Source organism: Enterococcus sp. 4G2_DIV0659, from assembly GCF_002140715.2.
GTDB lineage: Bacteria > Bacillota > Bacilli > Lactobacillales > Enterococcaceae > Enterococcus_L > Enterococcus_L mansonii.
The window spans coordinates 2,809,509-2,832,730 of sequence record NZ_NGLE02000001.1; the positions used below are offsets into that span (position 1 = coordinate 2,809,509).

20 protein-coding genes, 1 pseudogene and 1 other annotated feature are annotated in these 23,222 nt (G+C 36.9%); all 21 genes and pseudogenes read left to right on the forward strand.

The features are described from left to right. The first annotated feature begins 7 nt into the window (after positions 1-7). The 21 genes and pseudogenes from prmA to eno all read left to right on the forward strand — a co-directional run bounded on the left by prmA (position 8) and on the right by eno (position 23,128). Positions 8-955 carry a 50S ribosomal protein L11 methyltransferase gene (prmA, locus tag A5880_RS13200; RefSeq protein ID WP_086329479.1) on the forward strand — a complete coding sequence of 316 codons (948 nt, stop codon included), beginning with the start codon at positions 8-10 and terminating at the stop codon, positions 953-955. A 1-nt stretch (position 956) separates the two neighbouring features. Further along, positions 957-1,706 (forward strand): 16S rRNA (uracil(1498)-N(3))-methyltransferase, encoded by a 750-nt coding sequence (locus A5880_RS13205; protein ID WP_086329480.1) that lies wholly within the window; start codon positions 957-959, stop codon positions 1,704-1,706. A gap of 17 nt (positions 1,707-1,723) precedes the next feature. Further along, on the forward strand, positions 1,724-2,371 hold the full coding sequence (locus A5880_RS13210) for a beta/alpha barrel domain-containing protein (RefSeq protein ID WP_086329481.1): 648 nt from the start codon (positions 1,724-1,726) through the stop codon (positions 2,369-2,371). A 185-nt stretch (positions 2,372-2,556) separates the two neighbouring features. Beyond that, on the forward strand, positions 2,557-4,770 hold the full coding sequence (locus A5880_RS13215; protein ID WP_086329482.1) for a RelA/SpoT family protein: 2,214 nt from the start codon (positions 2,557-2,559) through the stop codon (positions 4,768-4,770). Between the two features lie 12 nt (positions 4,771-4,782). Beyond that, positions 4,783-5,229 carry a D-aminoacyl-tRNA deacylase gene (gene dtd / locus A5880_RS13220; protein WP_086329483.1) on the forward strand — a complete coding sequence of 149 codons (447 nt, stop codon included), beginning with the start codon at positions 4,783-4,785 and terminating at the stop codon, positions 5,227-5,229. 318 nt (positions 5,230-5,547) lie between these two features. Next, a pseudogene (locus A5880_RS13225) lies at positions 5,548-7,202 on the forward strand (choline/carnitine O-acyltransferase). A gap of 217 nt (positions 7,203-7,419) precedes the next feature. Further along, positions 7,420-8,115: a metal-binding protein ZinT gene (locus tag A5880_RS13230; protein ID WP_086329485.1), complete on the forward strand. Its 696-nt coding sequence runs from the start codon at positions 7,420-7,422 to the stop codon at positions 8,113-8,115. A gap of 221 nt (positions 8,116-8,336) precedes the next feature. Beyond that, on the forward strand, positions 8,337-8,702 hold the full coding sequence (gene folB, locus A5880_RS13235) for a dihydroneopterin aldolase (protein WP_086329486.1): 366 nt from the start codon (positions 8,337-8,339) through the stop codon (positions 8,700-8,702). Continuing rightward, complete coding sequence (gene folK / locus A5880_RS13240; RefSeq protein ID WP_086329487.1) at positions 8,699-9,187, forward strand: 2-amino-4-hydroxy-6-hydroxymethyldihydropteridine diphosphokinase; 489 nt, start codon at positions 8,699-8,701, stop codon at positions 9,185-9,187. The genes folB and folK overlap by 4 nt, the downstream gene beginning before the upstream one ends. A 4-nt stretch (positions 9,188-9,191) precedes the next feature. Continuing rightward, positions 9,192-9,758: a GTP cyclohydrolase I FolE gene (gene folE, locus A5880_RS13245; protein WP_086329488.1), complete on the forward strand. Its 567-nt coding sequence runs from the start codon at positions 9,192-9,194 to the stop codon at positions 9,756-9,758. A gap of 3 nt (positions 9,759-9,761) precedes the next feature. Then, on the forward strand, positions 9,762-10,358 hold the full coding sequence (locus A5880_RS13250) for a non-canonical purine NTP pyrophosphatase (protein ID WP_256924784.1): 597 nt from the start codon (positions 9,762-9,764) through the stop codon (positions 10,356-10,358). Between the two features lie 5 nt (positions 10,359-10,363). Continuing rightward, positions 10,364-11,167, forward strand: a complete 804-nt coding sequence (gene folP, locus A5880_RS13255) for a dihydropteroate synthase (protein WP_086329490.1) — start codon at positions 10,364-10,366, stop codon at positions 11,165-11,167. A gap of 80 nt (positions 11,168-11,247) precedes the next feature. Further along, positions 11,248-11,456, forward strand: a binding site (T-box leader). A 413-nt stretch (positions 11,457-11,869) separates the two neighbouring features. Next, entirely contained in the window at positions 11,870-13,165 is a 1,296-nt protein-coding gene (hisS, locus tag A5880_RS13260; RefSeq protein WP_086329491.1) for a histidine--tRNA ligase, read from the forward strand. Between the two features lie 36 nt (positions 13,166-13,201). Further along, positions 13,202-14,971 carry an aspartate--tRNA ligase gene (gene aspS / locus A5880_RS13265; protein ID WP_086329492.1) on the forward strand — a complete coding sequence of 590 codons (1,770 nt, stop codon included), beginning with the start codon at positions 13,202-13,204 and terminating at the stop codon, positions 14,969-14,971. Between the two features lie 153 nt (positions 14,972-15,124). Further along, positions 15,125-15,922, forward strand: coding sequence for an ankyrin repeat domain-containing protein (locus A5880_RS13270; protein WP_086329493.1), 798 nt, complete (start codon positions 15,125-15,127; stop codon positions 15,920-15,922). A gap of 196 nt (positions 15,923-16,118) precedes the next feature. After that, the gene (locus A5880_RS13275) at positions 16,119-16,994 is read left to right on the forward strand and encodes a YitT family protein (RefSeq protein ID WP_086329494.1); all 876 of its coding nucleotides are present in this window, start codon (positions 16,119-16,121) and stop codon (positions 16,992-16,994) included. Between the two features lie 334 nt (positions 16,995-17,328). Further along, positions 17,329-18,366: a sugar-binding transcriptional regulator gene (locus A5880_RS13280; RefSeq protein ID WP_086329495.1), complete on the forward strand. Its 1,038-nt coding sequence runs from the start codon at positions 17,329-17,331 to the stop codon at positions 18,364-18,366. A gap of 40 nt (positions 18,367-18,406) precedes the next feature. Next, positions 18,407-19,408: a type I glyceraldehyde-3-phosphate dehydrogenase gene (gene gap / locus A5880_RS13285; protein ID WP_086329496.1), complete on the forward strand. Its 1,002-nt coding sequence runs from the start codon at positions 18,407-18,409 to the stop codon at positions 19,406-19,408. 198 nt (positions 19,409-19,606) lie between these two features. Beyond that, entirely contained in the window at positions 19,607-20,800 is a 1,194-nt protein-coding gene (locus tag A5880_RS13290; RefSeq protein WP_086329497.1) for a phosphoglycerate kinase, read from the forward strand. A gap of 115 nt (positions 20,801-20,915) precedes the next feature. Further along, positions 20,916-21,671, forward strand: a complete 756-nt coding sequence (gene tpiA, locus A5880_RS13295; RefSeq protein ID WP_086329498.1) for a triose-phosphate isomerase — start codon at positions 20,916-20,918, stop codon at positions 21,669-21,671. A 158-nt stretch (positions 21,672-21,829) separates the two neighbouring features. Next, positions 21,830-23,128: a phosphopyruvate hydratase gene (eno, locus tag A5880_RS13300; RefSeq protein ID WP_010763068.1), complete on the forward strand. Its 1,299-nt coding sequence runs from the start codon at positions 21,830-21,832 to the stop codon at positions 23,126-23,128. Positions 23,129-23,222 lie beyond the last annotated feature (94 nt).

Below are 23,222 nucleotides of genomic sequence, written 5' to 3' on the forward strand. Positions count from 1 at the left end.
TGATTACATGAAATGGACTGAAGTAAAAGTTGAGACAGCAAGCGAAGCGGTTGAAGCGATTTCCAACATCATGATGGAAGCTGGTGCAAGCGGCGTAGCCATTGAGGATTCCTTAGATGTAGAGAATTTCCAGAGTGATCTTTATGGAGAATTGTTGGATAAAGAACAGTTCACCCATATTAAAGATGGAGCATTAGTAATGGCTTATTTTCCAGAAACCACTTTCTTACCAGAAATTTTGCCGTTTATCAAAGAAAGTATTACTCGTTTACCAGAATTTGGTTTGGCTATTGGGAAAAATGAAGTAACTGTTAGTGAAGTTGCTGAAAGTGATTGGGCTACTGCTTGGAAGAAGTATTATCACCCTGTACGTGTTACACGTTTTCTGACAATTGTGCCAAGTTGGGAAAAATACGAAGCACAAGATACCTCTGAAAAAATTATTACATTAGATCCTGGTATGGCTTTTGGAACAGGAACCCATCCGACCACTCGTTTAACATTACAAGCCTTAGAAACAGTGTTGCGTGGTGGTGAAACTGTACTTGATGTGGGGACAGGTTCTGGGGTTTTAAGTATTGCCAGTAAACATTTAGGAGCTAAAGAAGTTTATGCCTATGATTTAGATGATGTGGCTGTTACAGCCGCAAAAGAAAATATGGATATGAATCCAGTAGCTCAGGACGTTCAAGTTTCAGCAAATGATTTATTAAAAGAAGTAGCCATCAAAGCAGATGTCATTGTAGCGAATATTTTAGCGGATATCATCGTATTAATGATTGAAGACGCGTGGCGTTTGTTGAAAAATGAGGGGACATTGATTATTTCTGGCATTATTCACGAGAAAAAAGCAATGATCTTAGAAAAAATGACCGAAACAGGTTTCCTAGTGGATCAAATTTTCCAACAAGGGGATTGGTACGCGATTATTTTAAAGAAAACCGAGGAAGAGTAGAATGCAACGCTATTTCTTAACAGAATCTTATGAGTCAAAAGAGCGTTATTCAATCACAGGCGAAAATTATCATCATATGGTTCGTGTCATGCGGATGGAACCAGCACAACAAGTATTTTTAGCTTTTAGTGATCGTTTAGCCATTATAGCGGAAATTACAGAGATTACTGAAGATACAGTTTGTTTAAAGGAAATAAGTAAAGAAGTGAGCGAAAAAGAGCTGCCTATTCATGTCACGATTGCTTGTGGCTATCCTAAAGGAGACAAATTAGAATGGGTTGTCCAAAAGGGAACCGAGCTTGGTAGTCATCGTTTCGTGGGATTTCCTGCAAAAAACTCTGTCGTTAAGTGGGACCTTAAAAAACGAGTAAAAAAAACAGAGCGCTTGAAAAAAATTGCGACAGAAGCTGCTGAGCAATCGCATCGTCAGTTTGCGCCAGATGTTGTATTATTAGAGAAAGCAGACGAATTGATCCACTCTTTTTCTGAGTATGATAAAGTATTAGTTGCTTATGAGGAGTCTGCGAAAATTGGGGAACGCAGCCAGTTTGCAAAAGCTTTATCTGAAGTGAACAAAGGAGAGTCTATACTGGTTATTTTTGGACCAGAAGGTGGTTTATCTGTGGATGAAGTAGAAAGATTTCAGTCATTAGGTGGTATTCTTTGTGGATTAGGACCACGAATTTTGCGTGCAGAAACAGCACCATTATATGTTTTGAGCGCTATTAGTTATCAATTTGAATTAGTGTAAGTATTAGGGGGCTATTTATGGAGTTAAAGCTACAAAAACTTTCGGTTATGTTAGTAGATCCATCGATCACAGATCAACAATTCACAGAAGAAATTCTGTTTTTAAAGGCATTTCCTATTCGTTCTATTTTTGTTTTACCGTACAATGTTTCACGAGCCAAACAATTATTAACGGGAACAATGATTCAAGTGGGAAGTTTTGTTGATTTTCCATTAGGTTCTGGAACGTTAGCTAAAAAGGCTTTTGAAACAGGTCAAGTATACAGAGACGGGGCAACAGAGGTTTTTGTTACAATGGCGCCGGATCAATTGGCGTTTTACGCTAATCAGACTTATCAAGCATTAGAGCAGTTGTCATTTGGTCGAAATGCGCTAGGCTTCTTTTTAGATAGTAATAAATTAACAGATAATCAAAAACAAGTATTAACAACGAAACTAGGAGAATTGAATATCAGTGTAGTTTCTTTAGGGTTAGACTTAACGATGGAACAAGCAATTTATGATATGAGTATTTTTCGTACGGTACGAAGAAAGCAAATGTCCTTTCAAGTAAATGTCAAAGCACCTACCTTACTTGAAATTGAACTGCTTTTTCAAGCAGGAGCTTCACAAATCGGGATTAGTAATGGTCGGGAGATACTACCCTTGCTTTCAAAGTGGAATTAAAACGCGAGGAATTGAAAATCCAGAAAAATGTTAGTATAATAAAAGATGTTGGAAGTGCTACTGTTTCAAGTGGTGCTTTTCTTTTTTTAATAATCAACTCTTTACATAAACATAAAAGATGAAGGAATGCGCTTATTTTTACGTATATATAGAAAATATAGGCCTCCTAAGAAGGAGTGATAACGATGCCAAAAGAGGAAATTATGACAGGGCCTGGAGTGATAAAACTTGTCTCAAAATATATGGCGCCTGAGCATGTAGCATTTGTCCAAAAAGCCTGTGACTATGCTGAAAAAGCCCACGAAGGACAAGTTAGAAAGTCAGGCGAGCCGTATTTTATCCATCCTATTCAAGTAGCTGGAATTTTAGCTGAGTTACGGATGGACCCACATACTATTGCAACTGGTTTTTTACATGATGTAGTAGAAGACACTGAGGTTACACTTGAAGATTTAGAAAATGAATTTGGTGCAGATGTTGCAATGTTAGTGGACGGTGTGACAAAGCTCGGCAAAATAAAATATAAATCTCATGAAGAACAACTGGCTGAAAATCATCGGAAAATGCTTTTAGCAATGGCTCAAGATTTACGTGTAATCATGGTGAAATTAGCTGACCGATTGCACAATATGCGAACACTAAAGCATCTGCGGGAAGATAAACAACGTAGAATTGCCCAAGAAACACTGGAAATCTATGCACCCCTTGCTCATCGTTTAGGGATTAGCCGGATTAAGTGGGAATTAGAAGATACCGCATTGCGTTACATTAATCCAAACCAGTATTATCGGATTGTTAACTTGATGCAAAGTAAAAGAGATGAACGTGAAGCGTATGTAGAAGAAGCGGTGGAAGATATTCGTATAGCTACCGAGGACTTAGAAATTTATGCTGAAATTTATGGTCGACCAAAACATATTTATTCGATTTATCGGAAAATGAAAGACCAAAAAAAACAATTCAATGAAATCTATGATTTATTGGCCATTCGTGTAATCGTGGACTCTATTAAAGATTGTTATGCGGTATTAGGTGCAATCCATACGAAATGGACACCGATGCCAGGTCGTTTTAAAGACTACATTGCAATGCCTAAAGCAAATATGTACCAATCGATTCATACAACAGTCATCGGACCAAAAGGTAATCCCGTAGAAGTGCAGATTAGAACCCATGAAATGCATCAAATCGCTGAATTTGGGGTGGCTGCTCACTGGGCATACAAAGAAGGCAAAACAGAAAAAGTGGATGAAGATACAGACACGAAACAGTTAAGTTGGTTCCATGAAATTCTTGAACTTCAAGATGAAAGTTATGATGCTTCTGAGTTTATGGAGAGTGTCAAAGGAGATATCTTTAGCGATAAAGTTTATGTTTTTACTCCAACAGGTGATGTAACGGAGTTGCCTAAAGGTTCTGGACCTCTTGATTTTGCTTACAGTGTTCATACTGAAATCGGGAATAAAACCACCGGAGCTAAGGTCAATGGTAAAATGGTTCAATTGGACTATACGTTGAAAAACGGAGATATCATTGAAGTTTTAACTTCACCAAATTCCTTTGGACCAAGCCGTGACTGGCTAAAAATGGTTGCAACAAGTAAAGCCCGTAATAAGATCAAGCGATTCTTTAAAATTCAAGATCGTGAAGTAAATATTATCAAAGGCCATGATGCAATCAGCAAGTATTTATTAGAACATGGTTTTACACCAAAAGAATTTTTAAATAAAACCAAAATAGCAGAAGCATTGGATCGCTTTAATTTTCAATCAGAAGACGATTTGTATGCAGCTGTTGGCTATGGTGAGATCAGTGCACAAGTGGTTTTTAATCGTTTGACTGAAAAAGAACGTAAAGTACAAGAAATGGAACGTCAAAAACAAGAAGCAGAAGAATTGATGACACAACCTGTAAAAAAAGAATCAGATAAAATGAAGGTTCGTCATGAAGGCGGCATTGTGATTCAAGGAGTGGAAAATCTACTTGTTAGAATCAGTCGTTGCTGTAATCCTGTGCCCGGAGACGAAATTGTCGGCTATATTACGAAAGGGCGAGGCGTTTCGATTCATAGGGCAGACTGCCAAAATGTACAGCATCAAGAAGAACTTGCTCAACGACTAATCGAAGTGGAGTGGGAAGATACTGATAGCTTAAATAAAGAATATGATGCAGATTTAGAGATTTACGGCTATAACCGTAGTGGCTTGTTGAATGATGTGCTACAAGCCATCAGTTCAATGACTAAAAATCTAGTTAGTGTAGAAGCAAAGCCTACAAAAAATAAAATGGCCATGATTCATGTGACCGTAAAAATTCAAAATCTAGCACATTTAAAAACGATCGTGGACAAAATCAAAAATATACCGGACGTCTACAATGTTCGTCGTACCAATGGTTAGGAGGAATAAAGGATGAAAGCAGTCATCCAACGAGTCAGCCAAGCTGAAGTTGTGATTGATCAAAAAAGTGTTGGGAAAATTGATCAAGGATTCATGATTTTATTAGGGATTCATGAAACAGATACCGCTGAAGATGTTGCCTACTTGGTTCGGAAAATCAGTAAACTTCGTGTTTTTGAAGATGAAGGGGGTAAAATGAATTTAAGTATTCAAGAGATTAAAGGTCGTATTTTAAGCGTTTCTCAATTTACCTTATATGCCGATACTAGAAAAGGGAACCGGCCAAGTTTTATCGAAGCTGCCCGACCAGAGACGGCAATTCCTTTATATGAATTATTTAACAAACAACTAAAAGAGCTATCAATTCCTGTTGAAACAGGTGAATTTGGCGCTGATATGGCGGTTTCGTTGATTAATGATGGACCAGTAACGATTATCATTGATACAAAAAATAAATAGTAATTAGTTACAAGTGGAACAAAGAACCTTTTTGATTAGCTCTCACCATTTATTCGTAGTTAGGGTATGAGGCAAAAGTGATTTTTACTTTTGTCTCATACCCTTTTTGCCAAATATACAATTTTGCAAAAAAAAAGCTATATAAAGATCAGATGATTGGTATAATAAACAAAAAGGATCAAATTGACAAAAAATAAACGATTGTTGAGGTATCTGATGAAAAAATACACAGAAGATTTACGACCAAAATTAGAAAAATTACCTATACCAGATTTACATGAGACATTGGATGCATTAATCGAGTGGACGAAACCTTTAATGACAAATGAAGAATTAAGTAAGTTTCAAGAGAAAGTAACCACTTTTGGTGATTCTGAAGGTATCCTGTTGCAAAAAGAGCTCATGCAATATACAGAACAAAGGAAAGGCAGTTGGCTAGCTCCTTTATGGCAAGAGGGTTATTTAGAAAGTCGAGGCTATTTACAAAGTGAGTCAAACTTTGCGTTAATTATTGATCAAGATTTCTATAAGAAAATTAAAACAAGAGAAGCTAGGGCAGCGCAATTAATTTATCATTTAACAAAGATTTATCTTAGTTTAGCTAATGAAACATATCCAATTGAGTATACAAGAAACAATCAAAATGTAGATATGTCATTTTATCCCAATTTTTTCAAAAGTTGTAGAATACCTGGCAGAAAAATTGATTCCTTTTATAAAGGAGAACAAGGGACAGCTAATCTTTTTGTTGTTTTAATTGTAAGCGGTGTATTTTTTCGGTTAAATGTTACAGATGATAAAGGAAATGTTTATCCAATCCAACAATTACTGGAAAATTTGCACTATATTTTATCACTTGAGATTGAACCCAAACAACAAGAAAATCTGCTTCCTTATCTCACAAGCGTTGGAAGAGAAGAATCTGCCTTGATTTATCAACAACTAAAGAAGTCTAAAGAAAATTTGAGTAATTTAATGCAAATTGAAAATGCGCTATTTATTTTGAGTTTTTCACAAGGTGAGGATCATACTGCAAACGAGCGGATCAATGATGTTTTATTGAATACTAGCCATCAATTTTTAGCAAAAACAACACAAGTAATACTCACAAAAAATGGTTATATTGGATTTAATCTGGAGCATACAGCGATTGATGGCGTGCCAACTTTGAATATGCTGACGGAGCTATTTGCGTCATTTACTGACCAAGACTGGATTGTTCAAGATTATTCATCGTCTTTAGTAGAAAAATTTGAGTGGGTTCTAGAAAATGATTCAGTTGCTCTGCTGGAGAAGGCTAAAAAAGTAGCTGAAGTGGAAAATAACTCTTATAGTATCAAGCATCAAGTAATAGCTGGAATTGGAAAAGAACGAATGAAAAAAGGGAAAGTTAGTCCAGATGCCTTTTTCCACATTGCCTTAGCAATGGCTCAACAAACTGTTTTTGGTAAATTACGATCAGTTTATGAACCAGTTGCTATGCGAATGTTTTATGAAGGTCGTACTGAATCCGCCCGATCAATCAGTCAAGAGAAAAGAGACTTTGCAGAAGCCTTCTATGAGCAGAAGGAAACAGTTTCTAAAAAAGAATTGGTGGAATTGTTTAACAAAGCAGCAACCGCCCATTCGAACCGGATCAGTCAATGTCAAAAGGGAAAAGGGATAGAACGCCATCTTTTGGGTTACAAAAAAGAGCTATTCAGACGGACATAACTACACGATTTTTTTCAGAAAAAGCATTTAAATTATTAAACGAAGATTTTATATCTACAACAGGTATCCCTTATGAACTAGTGGAATCATTTAGTTTTGGTCCAGTGAATAAATCTGGATTTGGCTTGTATTACGGCATTTTGCCTGAGAAAGTAGTTGTGACTATTTCTGCTAAAAAAAATAATGAATATCAACTACTACAATTTATTAAAGCGATAGAGGAAGCTCTAATCTCGTTAACGAATCTGTTAACTATTTAACACGAAAAAATGAATATGCTGAGAGAAATAAAAAGAAAGAACCTATTTTCTGATTATTTCTTTCAGTTTTTTTATTTGCTATTGTCTTTTTATGATAGTTAGTTTAAAATAATTTGATTAAATCGTAATGATTTCGTTTTGTTGTTCCCAAATCAGAAAAGCAACCGAACAGATATTATTAGGGGTAATCACTAAAAATAAGAATTGAGGTTAGATGATGAAAAAGAAAAATCTAAGGTTGTTAAAAGTAACAGGGATTCTTTTATTGAGTGTGTTGATTGCTAGTGGATGTACAAAAACAAGTAAAGATAAACCTAATGAAACACAAGCTGCAACAAGTCGGGATTCACAAGAAAAACATACACATAAGCATAGCCATAGTCAAGAAGGTTCGTTTAAAGATGAGGATATTCAAAATAGAACGTTACAAGATTGGTCGGGTGATTGGCAATCAGTTTATCCCTATTTACTCGATGGAACATTGGATGAAGTGCTTGAACAAAAAGCAAAGGAAAAAAAAGATAAAACCCTTGAGGAGTATAAAAAATATTATACAACTGGCTACAAAACAGATAGTCAACGAATTGTGATCGAAGGAAATACAATCGAATTTTTTAAAGGAAAGACTTCCCAAAAAGCAGATTATCAATATGATGGATATCGAATTTTAACGTATGAGTCTGGTAAAAGGGGCGTCCGCTATTTATTCAGTGTAACAGACGAAAATAGTGAGGCTCCAAAGAATATTCAATTTAGCGATCATAAAATCAAACCAACAAAAGCAGAACATTTTCACCTATATTTTGGCAACGAGAGTCATGAGGAGCTATTGAAAGAATTAGAAAATTGGCCGACTTATTATCCGAGTGATTTATCCGGTGTTGAGATCGCTCATGAGATGTTGCATCATTAAAAAGTGACTTGCTGTTGCTTTGGATTTAGAGGGCCTAGCAAAACGAAAGCTCCGTTTTGTTACGCTCTTTTTATATTGCTCTTCAATTAAAAAGGAACAATACATAAAATAGTCAACAAAATGAGTTAAAAAGCAGAAAGCTAAAGTTTTCTTGCTTTTCTATAGTATAATAATTTCAACTGAGTATATCAGTCACAAAACAGATGAAGGATGGGAGCAAATTGGGGAAAATTAGAATCAATAATATGAAATTTTACACGAAAAATGGTGTATTGCCAGAGGAGCGGATTTTAGGACAGCAGTTAGAAGTTGATGTAGAATTACGATTGCCGTTAAAACAAGCTGGTAAAACGGATGACGTAAATGATACAGTCAGTTATGCAGAAGTGAACGATAAAATTAATGAACGATTGACCAATCATTCTTATAATCTGATTGAAGCCGTGGCTTCTGCTATTTTGGATGATATTGAAGTGGAACATGGTGAAAAACTAGAAAGTGCGCTTGTTCGTGTGAGAAAATATAGTGTGCCAATGCCAGGGCTATTTGATAATATTGAAATTGAAATGGATAGAGAATTCGTATGACGATCAGTTATTTAGCGTTGGGTAGCAACTTAGGCGAACGCTTAGAGACTTTGCAAAAAGCGGTCGAATTGTTAGAACAAGACAAAAAAATTCAAGTGTTAGAAAAATCAAAACTATATGAAACATTACCTTATGGAGATGTTCCTCAAGAAAATTACTATAATGCTGTGATCAAAATCAACACAACCTATGAACCGATTCAGTTGTTAGACAAAACGCAGGAAATCGAAAAAGTCTTGGGTAGAGAGCGACTGATTCATTGGGGCCCACGAACATTAGATATTGATATTTTACTGATGGGAGATAGAACAATTGCAACAGATCGTTTATCTATTCCGCATAAAGAAATGCTAAAACGCTCCTTCGTATTAATTCCTTTAAAAGATGTTTATTCGGATTCGATTTTTAAAGGAAAATCTTTGGATGAGTGGATTACAAGTACAGGAAATCAAGCAGAAGTTTGGCTCAATAGGGAAAGTTGGTAAGAAGATGGATGAAAAACAACTAGTAGTAATTGAAGAGGCGGTAAAACAAATATTAGAGGCTATCGGTGAAGATCCTAATCGAGCAGGTGTCAAAAATACACCAACTCGTGTAGCCAAAATGTACAAAGAAGTTTTTGCTTCATTAAGAGAACCAGAATTTAATGATTATGCCTTGTTTGATAGTTTGAATGAAGATGACATGGTGCTTGTTAAAGATATTCAATTTTATTCAATGTGTGAACATCATTTGTTACCATTTTATGGAAAAGTACATGTTGCTTACGTTCCTGATGAAAAGAAAGTTTTAGGTCTAAGCAAACTGCCGCGTTTGGTAGAATATTGTGCGAAACGACCAAGTGTTCAAGAAGATTTAACCATTATGATTGCCAATAAACTGGTGGAACATGTTCCTGTAAAAGGTGTAGCGGTAGCCATTGAAGCAGAACATATGTGTATGACGATGCGGGGAGTAAAATCGCCTAATAGTTTAACGAAAACCTTTCACTATCAAGGGATTTTTAAGACGGATCGTGAGCAGAAAGAAGACTTTTTACGAGCGATTGAAGCATAAGGAATGAGTAAAATGGAAATTATTGTCGGAACGAATAATCAAGGAAAACTACGTGAAATACAATCAGCGTATTCCAAAGAACAAATCACATTTGTTCCTTATACAAAGTATACAAAAAGCAATGAAGAGGTAGCTGAAATAGGAAACACATATACTGAAAATGCACTCATCAAAGCCCAATTTTATGCTCAAAAAATTGGAAAGCCTGTACTAGCAGATGATGGCGGTCTAGAAATAGACGCTTTTCCTACTATACTAGGTGTTCAGACTGCACGTTTTTTTAAAACTGGAATGAGTGATACAGAAAAAAATCAGCAGTTATTGGCCCTTTTTGATGCTCATGAAACATTTTCTCGAACGATCCATCTTCATGCAGTATTAGTGTATGCTTGGCCCAATGGTGAGTACATTATTTCAGCTAAACAATTGAATGGAGAGTTGGCGAAAATAGAAACAGGAGAACTGGGTTATGGATTTGATAAGATTTTTTATCTACCAAAAGAGCGCAAAACTCTTGCTCAATTGTCAGATGTCCAGCGGAATGAACTCAGTCCACGCATGTCAGCACTTAAAGAATTGATTGAGAAACTAAAGGAGTAAAAATGATGAAGGAAAGTAATTTTTTTACGAAAGAAATGACTCAAATCATGGGAATTTTAAATGTTACACCAGATTCATTTTCTGATGGTGGACGATATAATGACGTGGATAAAGCGATTATTCATTGTGAGGAAATGTTAGCAGCGGACGTTGATATTATTGATATCGGCGGACAATCGACTCGCCCAAATTATCAAGAAATTTCCGCTGATGAAGAGAAGAAAAGAGTTTTGCCTATTGTGCGAGCAATAAGAAAAAGGACGAATAAGCCGATTTCGATTGATACTTATTTTCCAGAAGTAGCAGATGCTGCATTAGCTGAAGGAGCCTCAATTATCAATGATATCAAAGGATTAGACACAAACGGAATGCTGGATGTTGCCAAAAAATACCCGACTAGTGGATTGGTCATCATGCATTCACGCACACGACGCAATGAATTAACGGTGATTGACGATATTCAACAGTTTTATCAAGAAAAAATCGACCTTTGCCAACAGGCAGGAATTGAATTAAACCGAATCTGCTTTGACCCAGGTATCGGGTTTGGCAAAACTCAAGAAGAAAATATAGACATTTTAAAAGATCCAAAGGCTTTCCGATATAAAAATTATCCTTTATTATATGGCGTATCAAGAAAAAGAACAATTGCTGCACTAACAAACGAAACAGATCCCCTAGCCCGTGATTTTGGTTCAATCGCGGCTTCATTATTTGCAGCAAATCAAGGTGTAGAAGTTGTTCGAGTTCATCATGTCAAAGGAATGCGTGATGCATTGAATGTATGGCAGAAATTAAAAACCACATAAAAATTCTCGCATTCTTTGTGTGATCATCTGAAATTCTGCTTGACTTTGCTAACAATCTCTAGTAATTTATAGATATTATAAAAAAATCGATGAAAGAACGAGTAGATTTCAACCTAATCGTATAAGAGAAAGTTGCCTTGGCTGAAAGCAACTTCATTAGTGAAATTAAAAGACATTCTGGAGATGAACGGAGGAAAAGCCGTTCCGTTGCGAGCGTTAATCGTTAGAGGAAAGAGCAATCTTTCGAAACTTAGGTGGTACCGCGTGTGTCTATTCACTCGCCCTTGTAATTATACAAGGGCGAGTTTTTGTTGTGAATCACTGCGATTGGCAGTGCCAGAGCAGATGATGAACAATACTTGGCGAACGAAGTGAGCGAAGTTACCATACTAGTGAATCACCAAACGCTGAAGGTAGAAAAAGAAGCGGTGATGGCTAATTAAGATGTTGATTAGGTCTTGAAGTATCCATACTAGGAATCACCAAAAGCCATGATCCAAACAAAAAGCAAGGATCAGCGACCACCGTGAGTGAAGTTACCATACTAGGAATTCCACACTCTATAATTTCAATCAAATAGCGTAGATTAGTGAACGAAAAGCACGAACTAATCTTACAAACAGCTCTATAACTATTCTAATCTCAACGAATCTTTACAAAAATAGAATACAAATACTGAACACTAAATAGGAGATGAAACCAATGAGTTATCAAAAACCAAAAGGAACCAATGACTTATTACCAGGAACATCTGAAAAATGGCAATTTGTCGAAGAGACTGCACGATTGATTTTCCGTGATTATCAATATGAAGAAATTCGGACACCGATTTTTGAACATTATGAAGTCATTTCCAGAAGTGTGGGAGATACGACAGATATTGTTTCAAAAGAAATGTATGATTTCTACGATAAAGGCGATCGTCATGTAACCCTGCGTCCAGAAGGGACAGCGCCGATTGTTCGTTCTTTTGTCGAAAATAAACTATTTGGTCCTGAATTTGCAAAGCCATATAAGACTTATTACATGGGACCAATGTTTCGTTATGAACGGCCGCAAGCTGGACGTTTAAGACAATTCCACCAAATTGGGGCAGAAGCATTTGGTAGTGTTAATCCAGCAGTGGATGTTGAAAGTATGGCGATGGCGTTAGACTTTTTCAAACAATTAGGCATTCAGCAAATTCGTTTAGTAATCAATTCTTTAGGGGATAAAGCAACAAGAGCTGCTTATCGCCAAGCATTGATTGATTACTTAGAACCGAAATCTGCTGAATTAAGTGAGGATTCAAAGCGTCGTTTACACGAAAATCCATTACGCGTGTTAGATAGTAAAGACAAAAAAGATCAAGCAATTGTGGCAGAAGCACCATCCATTTTAGATTATTTAAGTGAATCTTCTAAAGAACATTTTGAAACTGTTAAAACAATGTTGAATGAACTAAATATTCCGTTTGAAGTGGATAGTAACATGGTTCGTGGTCTAGACTATTACACGAATACGATTTTTGAAATCATGAGTGAAGCGCCTGGCATGGGTGCGCAAGCAACTATTTGTGCAGGTGGACGTTATGATGGCTTAGTTGAAGAATTAGGCGGACCAGCAACTCCAGGATTTGGTTTTGCAATGGGAATCGAACGTGTATTGATCACAATGGAAGCAGAAGGTGTCGTTGTTCCTGTAATCAATGAAGTAGATGCTTATGTTGTAGGCATCGGGGAACAAACAAATATTGAATCACTAAAATTAGTGCAAGCTATTCGTAATTTTGGTTTTTCAGCTGATCGTGACTTTATGGATCGTAAAGCAAAAGCGCAATTTAAAACAGCCGCAAAATTAAATGCCAAACTAGCACTAACTTTAGGGGAAGATGAGTTAGGAAAAGGTGTGGTCAATGTAAAATCAATGGCTAACCGTAAAGAAAAAGCCTTTCCGCTAACGGATATTTACGAAAGATTCGATGATATTTACGACGAAATGATGAAAAGCGGTAGTTGATGAAATAAAGTATAAACAATGAGGAGCGAATAATTAATGGCAAAAAGAACAGTTTACTGCGGAGAAGTCTCAGCAGATTTAGTCGGACAGGTAATTACATTAAAAGGATGGGTACAAAAACGTCGTGACTTGGGTGGCGTGATTTTCATTGATTTACGTGACCGTGAAGGCATTGCACAAGTTGTGTTTAATCCAGCACATTCTGAAGAAGCGTGGAAAATAGCTGATAAATGCCGTAGTGAGTACGTTATCGAAATTACGGGAGAATTGACTTACCGCGATAAAGAAGCAATCAACCCAAAAATGAAAACCGGCGAATTTGAAATTATGGCAACAGACATTACGATTTTGAATACAGCGAAAACACCACCATTTTTAATTGAAGACGAAAACAATGTAGGTGACGAACTTCGCTTGAAGTACCGTTACTTAGACTTACGTCGTCCACAAATGACTGCAAACCTAAAATTACGTCATGAAGTAACGAAAACAATCCGTCATTATTTAGACGATACAGACTTTATGGATATCGAAACACCTTATCTAGGAAAATCAACACCAGAAGGCGCTCGTGATTACTTAGTTCCTTCACGTGTACATGCGGGACACTTTTATGCCTTGCCGCAATCACCACAAATTTTTAAACAATTATTGATGAATGCTGGATTTGATCGTTATTATCAAATCGTTCGTTGTTTCCGTGACGAAGACTTGCGTGGGGATCGTCAACCTGAATTTACCCAAGTGGATATCGAAACAACTTTCTTAACACCAGAAGAAATTCAAACAATGACAGAAGAAATGCTGGTTAAAGTGATGCGTGAAACAAAAGGAATCGAGGTTACATTGCCGTTTCCGCGTATTAGCTATGATGAAGCGATGGCACGTTACGGTAGTGACAAACCAGATACACGTTTTGATATGGAATTGATTGATATTGCTGATGTGGTAAAAGATGTTGATTTCAAGGTTTTTCAAATGGCTTTAGAAAATGGCGGACATGTTAAGGCGTTAAATGCGAAAGGTGCAGCTGATAAATATTCAAGAAAAGATATGGACAACTTAGGTACTTATGTAAGCCAATTTGGTGCTAAAGGATTAGCTTGGTTAAAAGTGGAAGAAGATGGTCTAAAAGGCCCAATCGCAAAATTCTTAACAGAGGTTTCTGACGAGTTGATCAAAGCAACAAATGCTGAAGTTGGCGATATTTTGATGTTTGGCGCAGATAAACCAGAAATCGTTGCCGCAGCATTAGGTGCTGTTCGTTCCCGCTTAGGAAAAGAATTAGACTTGATAGATGAATCTAAATTCAATTTCCTATGGGTAGTTGATTGGCCATTGTTTGAATACGATGAAGAAGCTGGTCGTTACGTTTCTGCTCACCATCCATTTACGCAACCAAAAGAATCTGATATTGACTTACTTTCAACAGATCCATCAAAAGTTTACGCTGAAGCGTATGATATTGTCTTAAACGGTTATGAATTAGGTGGCGGTTCACTACGTATTCATAAACGTGATTTACAAGAAAAAATGTTTGAAACACTAGGATTTACGAAAGAGTCAGCGCAAGAACAATTTGGTTTCTTGTTGGATGCTTTAGATTATGGTTTCCCTCCACACGGCGGAATTGCGCTAGGTTTAGATCGCTTAGTAATGTTGCTAGCTGGTGAAAATAATATTCGTGAAGTGATTGCTTTCCCTAAAAATGGTAAAGCAGCAGATCCGATGACAAGTGCACCAAGTGTGGTTTCACCATTACAATTATTTGAGTTAAATATAGATGTTACAGCAATTGATGAATAAATAAAAAATTGGAAACACTTTTTACTTGAGAAGTGTTTCCATTTTTTTATTTAAATTCATAATAAGAAAAAGCGCTCTTTTTACGTGATTAATTGATTTATGATGTTTATACTTAATGGATGGACTGGTGTTAACGAAAGGATGAGAGAGAAAATGAAACGTAGACGATTGTTTCAAGGAGTTTTAGTGACTTCTGTAATTACTATCTTATCAGGGTGTCAAATAAAGACAGTCAAATCAAACCAATCAGTGAAGGAGAGCGAAGAGATGACTATTGAAAAGAAAGAGATAAATCAATCCACATCTAGTCAATCAAAGGAGGAGCATTCAAAAACGAAAGAATCTGAAATGAAAACATTTCCCTCCGGCTCGTTATTACAAGCAGTAACGGATATTGATAGCGCAAAGGTTCAAGAAATACTTCAAGATAAAAGCTACCCAATTGATGAAATGAATGAAAAAGGTGAGACACCGCTTTTAATTGCGACCCATCAAAATGCTGTAGAAATTGCTAAGTTGCTTATTGATCGAGGAGCCAGTATCAACAAACAGGATCAAATTTTTGATAGTCCTTATCTCTATGCTGGTGCACAAGGGAAAACGGAAATTCTCGCATATATGTTAGAAAAGCAAGAACCAAACCAGCAAATTTTCAATCGTTTTGGTGGAAATGCGTTGATTCCTGCTGCTGAAAAAGGACACATTGAAAATGTAAAACTTTTATTAGCTGATGGACGAGTGAAGATTGATCATCAAAATAATTACGGTTATACAGCTTTGATTGAAGCTGTTGCACTAAGAGACGGCTCTGCTGTCTATCAACAGATTGTCAAGGTATTGTTGGAAGCGGGCGCAAATAAAACGTTAAAAGATAATACAGGACGAACCGCAGAAGATTATGCAAGAAGTTTAGGATACACTGAAATGCTTCATTTGTTAACATCTAATTGAACTTGAGATGAAAATAATCTGTATATAAATGACAGAATCGCTCGCATTTAAGTAAGGGGGAAGCTGTTGAATTTCTAAGAAAGTCAGAAAGATTGCAAGTTCTTTTTTGCCGATGTGAATATTCTCCTTTTTTTCTTCCCTCAAAGCACGTATAATAAGAAACAAATGAATTGAAGTAAAGTGAGGCTACTTTTACATGAAAAAATTTTTTGAAAGTTTACCTGTCCATGATTATACGACAAAACTTTCAGTGTCTATTGTTTATGCGATCTTGGCATCTGTTGCAATGAACTTTTTTTACCAACCAGGAAATATTTATTCTAGTGGTATTACTGGATTGGCTCAAATTCTAACAACACTGTCAACAAGAATCGTCGGATTTAATGTACCTGTTTCGATTACATTGTATGCATTGAATATCCCGTTATTCTTTGTTGCTTGGCTGAAAATAGGGAAAAAATTTACGATTTTTACCATTTTGACGGTTACGCTAACATCTGTATTTATGCAAATTGTACCGCAAACAAGCCTGTCTAATGATCCGATTATTTGCGCAATTTTTGGAGGAGCTGTAATGGGGTCTGGGATTGGTTTTGCCTTGAAAAATGGACTTTCCTCTGGTGGTTTGGATATTTTTAGTATTACAATCCGTAAAAAAACAGGTCGTTCAGTAGGCTCCATATCCATGTACTTTAATGGGTTGATTATTTTTGTGGCTGGTTATTTGTTTGGCTGGCAATATATGTTTTATAGTGCACTGTCTATTTTTGTTAGTGGCAAGGTGACAGATGCTGTCTATACGAAACAAAAGAAAATGCAAGTCATGATTATTACTAAAAATCCTGAAGCAGTTATTGATGGTATCCAACAAAAAATGAGACGAGGAATTACGATTATTCATGAAGCAGAAGGTGCTTATCGACATGACAAACAAACTCTGCTTTTGACAGTTGTTACTCGTTTTGAATTGCCAGCTTTAGAATCTGCTATGAAAGAATCTGATCCATCAGCTTTTGTAAGTATTTCAGATAATGTTAAAATCCTTGGTCGTTTTTATGAAGAAGATTTATAAGTGAGGCCTTTATTCTGTTTTTAAGTGATTAGATTCTAACTTGAAGCGTTAGAATCCAGTCGCTTTTTCTTTAGAAAAAAGGTTCGTCGGTCGTCTACTTAGTAGCTATCGTATTTATTTTATAGAAAATAGATGTCGTAACTAAAAAAATAATCTCTTTTTCTTGAAAAGAAAGTTGAAAACTGTTAAACTGTATTTGTAAGATTGAGGGACACTTTTAAGACTGTTAAAGAATTTAACAATGAGAAAGAAGAACGTCAATCGTATTTTTTTAAAGTTCATAGGTCGTTTTAAGTCTTACTTGGACATTTTTAGACCAACGAAGGAGCGCATCATGCTAGATGAATTGAAAATGATTGAAGCAGTTGCTCCAGATTTGCTCGATGTAATGCAAGAAAGGTTTCATATTCTGCGTAATATTTACTGGATGCAGCCTATTGGACGCAGAAGTTTATCAGACAGTATGGGAATTACGGAACGAGTTTTAAGAACCGAAACGGATTTTCTGAAAAATTTACAACTGATTGAGACTTCAAAAAGCGGAATGACCCTAACTGAAAAAGGTTTGGATGTTTATCAAGGCTTAGAATCAGTGATGAATCAGTTGCTTGGCATGCATCAAATCGAAAAAGAAATCAGTCAATATTTTGGGATCAAACGTTGTATTGTTGTAGCTGGAAATAGTGATATTCAAGAGAAAGTCCTTTATGAATTTGGGGATGTTTTGACCGATTCGCTGGATCTGCTTTTACCCGAGGGTGAGAATATTATTGCCGTGATGGGCGGTACTACAATGGCAATGACTGCTGAGCACATGGGAACATTAGAGACAGAAAAACGACATAATTTGTTTGTTCCTGCTAGAGGCGGGATTGGTGAAGCAATGACCGTTCAAGCCAATTCAGTGAGTGCTGTAATGGCAAGTAAAACTGGCGGACACCATAGAGCGTTGTATGTTCCAGAGCAACTAAGCCTTGAAACCTACAATTCGTTACTTCAAGAACCATCAATTCAAGAAGTATTGTCGCTAATCGAACAAAGCAATTGTGTGGTTCACAGTATTGGGCGCGCGTTGCATATGGCAGCACGTCGTAAAATGTCGGATGATGAACTTATCATGTTGAAGCAAAATAATGCTGTAGCAGAATCTTTTGGTTATTTCTTTGATGAAGAGGGCGAAGTTGTTTATAAAATTCCTCGAATCGGACTTCAGCTAAAGGATGTGCAAAAAATTCCTAATGTTGTTGCGATTGCAGGAGGTAAGACAAAAGCCAAGGCAATCCACGCTTACATGAAAAATGCACCAAAACAAACGTGGCTCATCACAGATGAAGCCGCTGCAAATGAGATTTTAAAAGGGGCAACCCTTTAAAATAAAAAAATTTTTGATTTTCATAAGGAGGAAATCTTTAATGACAGTTAAAGTAGGTATTAATGGATTTGGACGTATCGGACGCTTAGCATTCCGTCGTATCCAAGATGTAGCAGGAATCGAAGTAGTAGCAATCAACGACTTAACAGATGCTAAAATGTTGGCTCACTTGTTAAAATATGACACAACTCAAGGACGTTTCAACGGAACAGTTGAAGTTCACGAAGGTTCTTTCAACGTAAACGGTAAAGAAGTTAAAGTTCTTGCTAACCGTAACCCAGAAGAATTGCCATGGGGCGAATTAGGCGTAGACATCGTTCTTGAATGTACAGGATTCTTCACTTCAAAAGAAAAAGCTGAATTACACTTAAAAGCTGGTGCTAAACGTGTTGTTATCTCTGCTCCTGGTGGAAATGACGTACCAACAATCGTTTATAACACTAACCATGATATTTTAACAGGTAAAGAAACAGTTATCTCTGGTGCTTCATGTACTACTAACTGTTTAGCGCCTATGGCTAAAGCTTTACAAGACAACTTTGGTGTTGTTGAAGGTCTTATGACTACAATCCACGCTTACACAGGTGACCAAATGACTCTTGATGGACCTCACCCAGGTGGAGACTTCCGTCGTGCGCGTGCTGCAGCAGAAAACATCGTTCCTAACACAACTGGTGCTGCTAAAGCAATCGGTCTAGTTATCCCTGAATTAAACGGTAAATTAGACGGAGCTGCTCAACGTGTTCCTGTAGCAACTGGTTCATTAACTGAATTAGTAACAGTTCTTGACAAAAATGTAACAGTTGAAGAAGTAAACGAAGTTATGGCTAAAGCAGCTAACGAATCTTATGGATACAATGAAGATCAAATCGTATCTTCTGATATCGTAGGTATGACTTTCGGTTCATTATTCGATGCAACTCAAACAAAAGTAATGACTGTTGGCGACAAACAATTAGTGAAAACTGTTGCTTGGTATGACAACGAAATGTCTTATACTGCACAATTAGTTCGTACGTTAGAGTACTTCGCTAACTTATAAGAATTATTCTTATCATTAGTGAAATTTGAACAACTGTGAAATAATAGGCGGGGAAGCAACGCGCTTCTCCGCTTTTGCTGTGAATTACAGTGAATGAAATGAACTGATGATGAACAGTACAAGAGTTTTGAAAAAAACTGTTGATCCTTCATTTTTATAAAATACCTAAAAACTTTTTATAGATAGGAGTACTCCAAAATGGCTAAAAAGACAATCAAAGATGTAGAGTTAAAAGATAAAAAAGTACTTGTCCGTGTTGATTTCAACGTGCCTTTGAAAGATGGTGTGATTACAAACGATAATCGTATCGTAGCAGCACTTCCGACAATTAAATATGTCATTGAAAATGGCGGAAAAGCAATTCTATTTTCTCACTTAGGTCGTGTGAAAACAGAAGAAGACAAAGCAGGAAAATCTCTAAAACCAGTTGCTGAACGTTTAGGCGAATTATTGGGCAAACCAGTAACATTCGTTCCTGAAACTCGTGGAACTGAATTAGAAACAGCTGTCAGCAACATGAAAGATGGCGACGTTTTAGTCTTTGAAAACACTCGTTTTGAAGATATTGATGGTAAAAAAGAAAGCGGAAATGACGCTGACTTAGGTAAATACTGGGCTTCTTTAGGTGATGTATTTGTCAATGATGCATTTGGTACGGCACACCGTGCGCACGCTTCTAACGTAGGAATTGCCTCAACTGGTATTCCAACAGTTGCAGGATTCTTAATGGAAAAAGAAATCAAATTCGTTGGTGAAGCAGTAACAGCACCAAAACGTCCTTTCGTAGCTATTTTAGGTGGAGCAAAAGTTTCAGATAAAATCGGCGTGATTGAAAACTTGATTTCTAAAGCAGATAAAATCCTTATCGGTGGTGGAATGACTTACACATTCTACAAAGCAAAAGGAATCGAAATCGGAAACTCATTAGTAGAAGAAGATAAAGTAGCTTTAGCAAAAGAATTAATTGAAAAAGCTGGCGACAAATTAGTGTTACCAATTGATTCAGTTTGTGCCAAAGAATTCAGCAACGATGTTGAAACAGTTGTAACTGACGGCGAAGCTGTTCCAGAAGGTTACATGGGATTAGATATTGGTCCAAAATCAATCGAATTATTTACAAAAGAATTAGCAGGAGCTAAAACGGTTGTATGGAATGGACCAATGGGCGTATTCGAAATGAGTAACTTTGCTAAAGGAACAGTTGGTGTTTGTGAAGCAATTGCTAATTTAGAAGATGCAACAACAATCATCGGTGGCGGTGATTCTGCTGCGGCTGCGATCCAATTAGGCTTTGCTGACAAATTCACCCACATCTCAACAGGTGGCGGCGCAAGCTTAGAATTGTTAGAAGGTAAAGAATTACCAGGTTTAGCGGCAATTAACGATAAATAAAGAGGTTGTGAAAAAGGCGTTTAAACTTGAGTAGGTAAAGGGAATTACCGAAAGTTTGCCTTTCGAACACCGTTTAATCAATCCATACCATAATAAGAAAAGGATGTGCTTTTCCATGCGTAAACCAATTATCGCTGGTAACTGGAAAATGAACAAAACTTTAGCAGAAGCGCAAAGCTTTGCTGAAGCTGTAAAAAATGCTGTCCCATCAAAAGATGTTGTTGATTCAGTAATTGGCTCACCTGCATTATTTTTGGCACCACTTGCTTGGAATCTTAAAGATTCTGATGTTCAATTATCTGCACAAAATTGCTACTGGGAAAACTCAGGTGCATTCACTGGTGAAAACTCACCAGCAGCTATTGCGGATTTAGGTGTTCAATATGTGATTATTGGTCACTCTGAACGTCGTGAGTATTTCCACGAAACAGATGAAGACATCAATAAAAAAGCCAAAGCAATCTTTGCAAACAACATGACACCAATCTTCTGTTGTGGTGAGTCTTTAGAAACATATGAAGCAGGCAAAACAGCTGAATGGATCGAAGGCCAAATCACAAATGGTTTAGTTGGTTTAACGAATGAGCAAGTATCTTCAATGGTTATTGCTTATGAACCAATCTGGGCAATCGGAACTGGTAAATCTGCTGATGCAAACATCGCTGATGAAATCTGCGGCGTTGTTCGTTCAACTGTAGAAAAATTATACGGTAAAGAAGTATCAGAAGCTGTACGTATTCAATACGGCGGTTCTGTGAAACCTGAAAACATTGCTGAATACATGGCAAAAGAAAACGTTGATGGTGCTTTAGTTGGCGGAGCAAGTCTTGAAGCTGACTCATTCTTAGCGTTATTAGAAGCTGTTAAATAAGACACACTTATAATAATATACGCAATAAAAAAAGAAATCATCGAATAATCGATCAGTTATGCAAAAAATGTTTGCATAGCACACGTTTATTCACTACAATCATAATTAAGGGAATCGAATCCCCTTAGTATAAAACAAACTCAAAGGAGAGACAAAACATGTCAATTATTACTGATGTTTATGCACGCGAAGTCTTAGACTCACGCGGTAACCCAACAATCGAAGTAGAAGTATACACTGAAAGCGGAGCTTTTGGTCGTGGAATGGTTCCATCTGGTGCTTCAACTGGTGAATATGAAGCCGTTGAATTACGTGATGGCGACAAATCTCGTTACTTAGGTAAAGGGGTTGTTAAAGCAGTTGACAACGTGAATAACATCATCGCTGAAGCTATCATTGGCTACGATGTACGTGACCAAATGGCTATTGATAAAGCAATGATCGATTTAGATGGAACTCCTAACAAAGGTAAATTAGGCGCAAACGCTATTCTTGGTGTTTCAATCGCTGTAGCTCGTGCTGCTGCTGATTACCTAGAAGTACCTTTATACCACTACTTAGGCGGATTCAATACAAAAGTATTGCCAACTCCAATGATGAACATCATCAACGGTGGATCACACGCTGATAACAGTATCGACTTCCAAGAATTCATGATCATGCCTGTAGGCGCTCCTACATTCAAAGAAGCTTTACGTTATGGTGCTGAAGTATTCCACGCATTAGCTGGAATCTTAAAAGCTCGTGGTTTAGCTACTTCTGTAGGTGACGAAGGTGGTTTCGCTCCTAACCTTGGTTCAAACGAAGAAGGTTTCGAAGTAATCATCGAAGCAATCGAAAAAGCTGGCTATGTACCTGGTAAAGATATCGTTCTTGCTATGGATGCTGCTTCTTCTGAATTCTACGACAAAGAAAAAGGCGTTTACGTTTTAGCTGATTCAGGCGAAGGCGAAAAAACAACTGAAGAAATGATCGCTTTCTACGAAGAATTATGTGCGAAATACCCAATCATCTCAATCGAAGATGGATTAGATGAAAATGACTGGGATGGTTTCAAAAAATTAACAGTTGCTTTAGGCGACAAAGTTCAATTAGTTGGTGACGATTTATTTGTTACAAACACAACTAAATTAGCTGAAGGTATTGAAAAAGGAATCGCGAACTCAATCCTTATCAAAGTGAACCAAATCGGTACTTTAACTGAAACATTCGAAGCTATCGAAATGGCTAAAGAAGCTGGCTACACTGCAGTTGTATCTCACCGTTCAGGTGAAACAGAAGATTCAACAATCTCTGATATTGCTGTTGCAACAAACGCTGGTCAAATCAAAACTGGTTCATTAAGCCGTACAGACCGTATTGCTAAATACAACCAATTATTAAGAATTGAAGACCAATTAGGCGAAGTTGCTGAATACAAAGGTTTGAAATCTTTCTACAACTTAAAAAACAAATAATTTTAGTTGATTATAAAGCAGAAAGGGACAACTGATTCTCAAATCTTTTCTCCTTATATTCCTACGCAAAATCTCCTCTTGTTAAGGCAAGGGG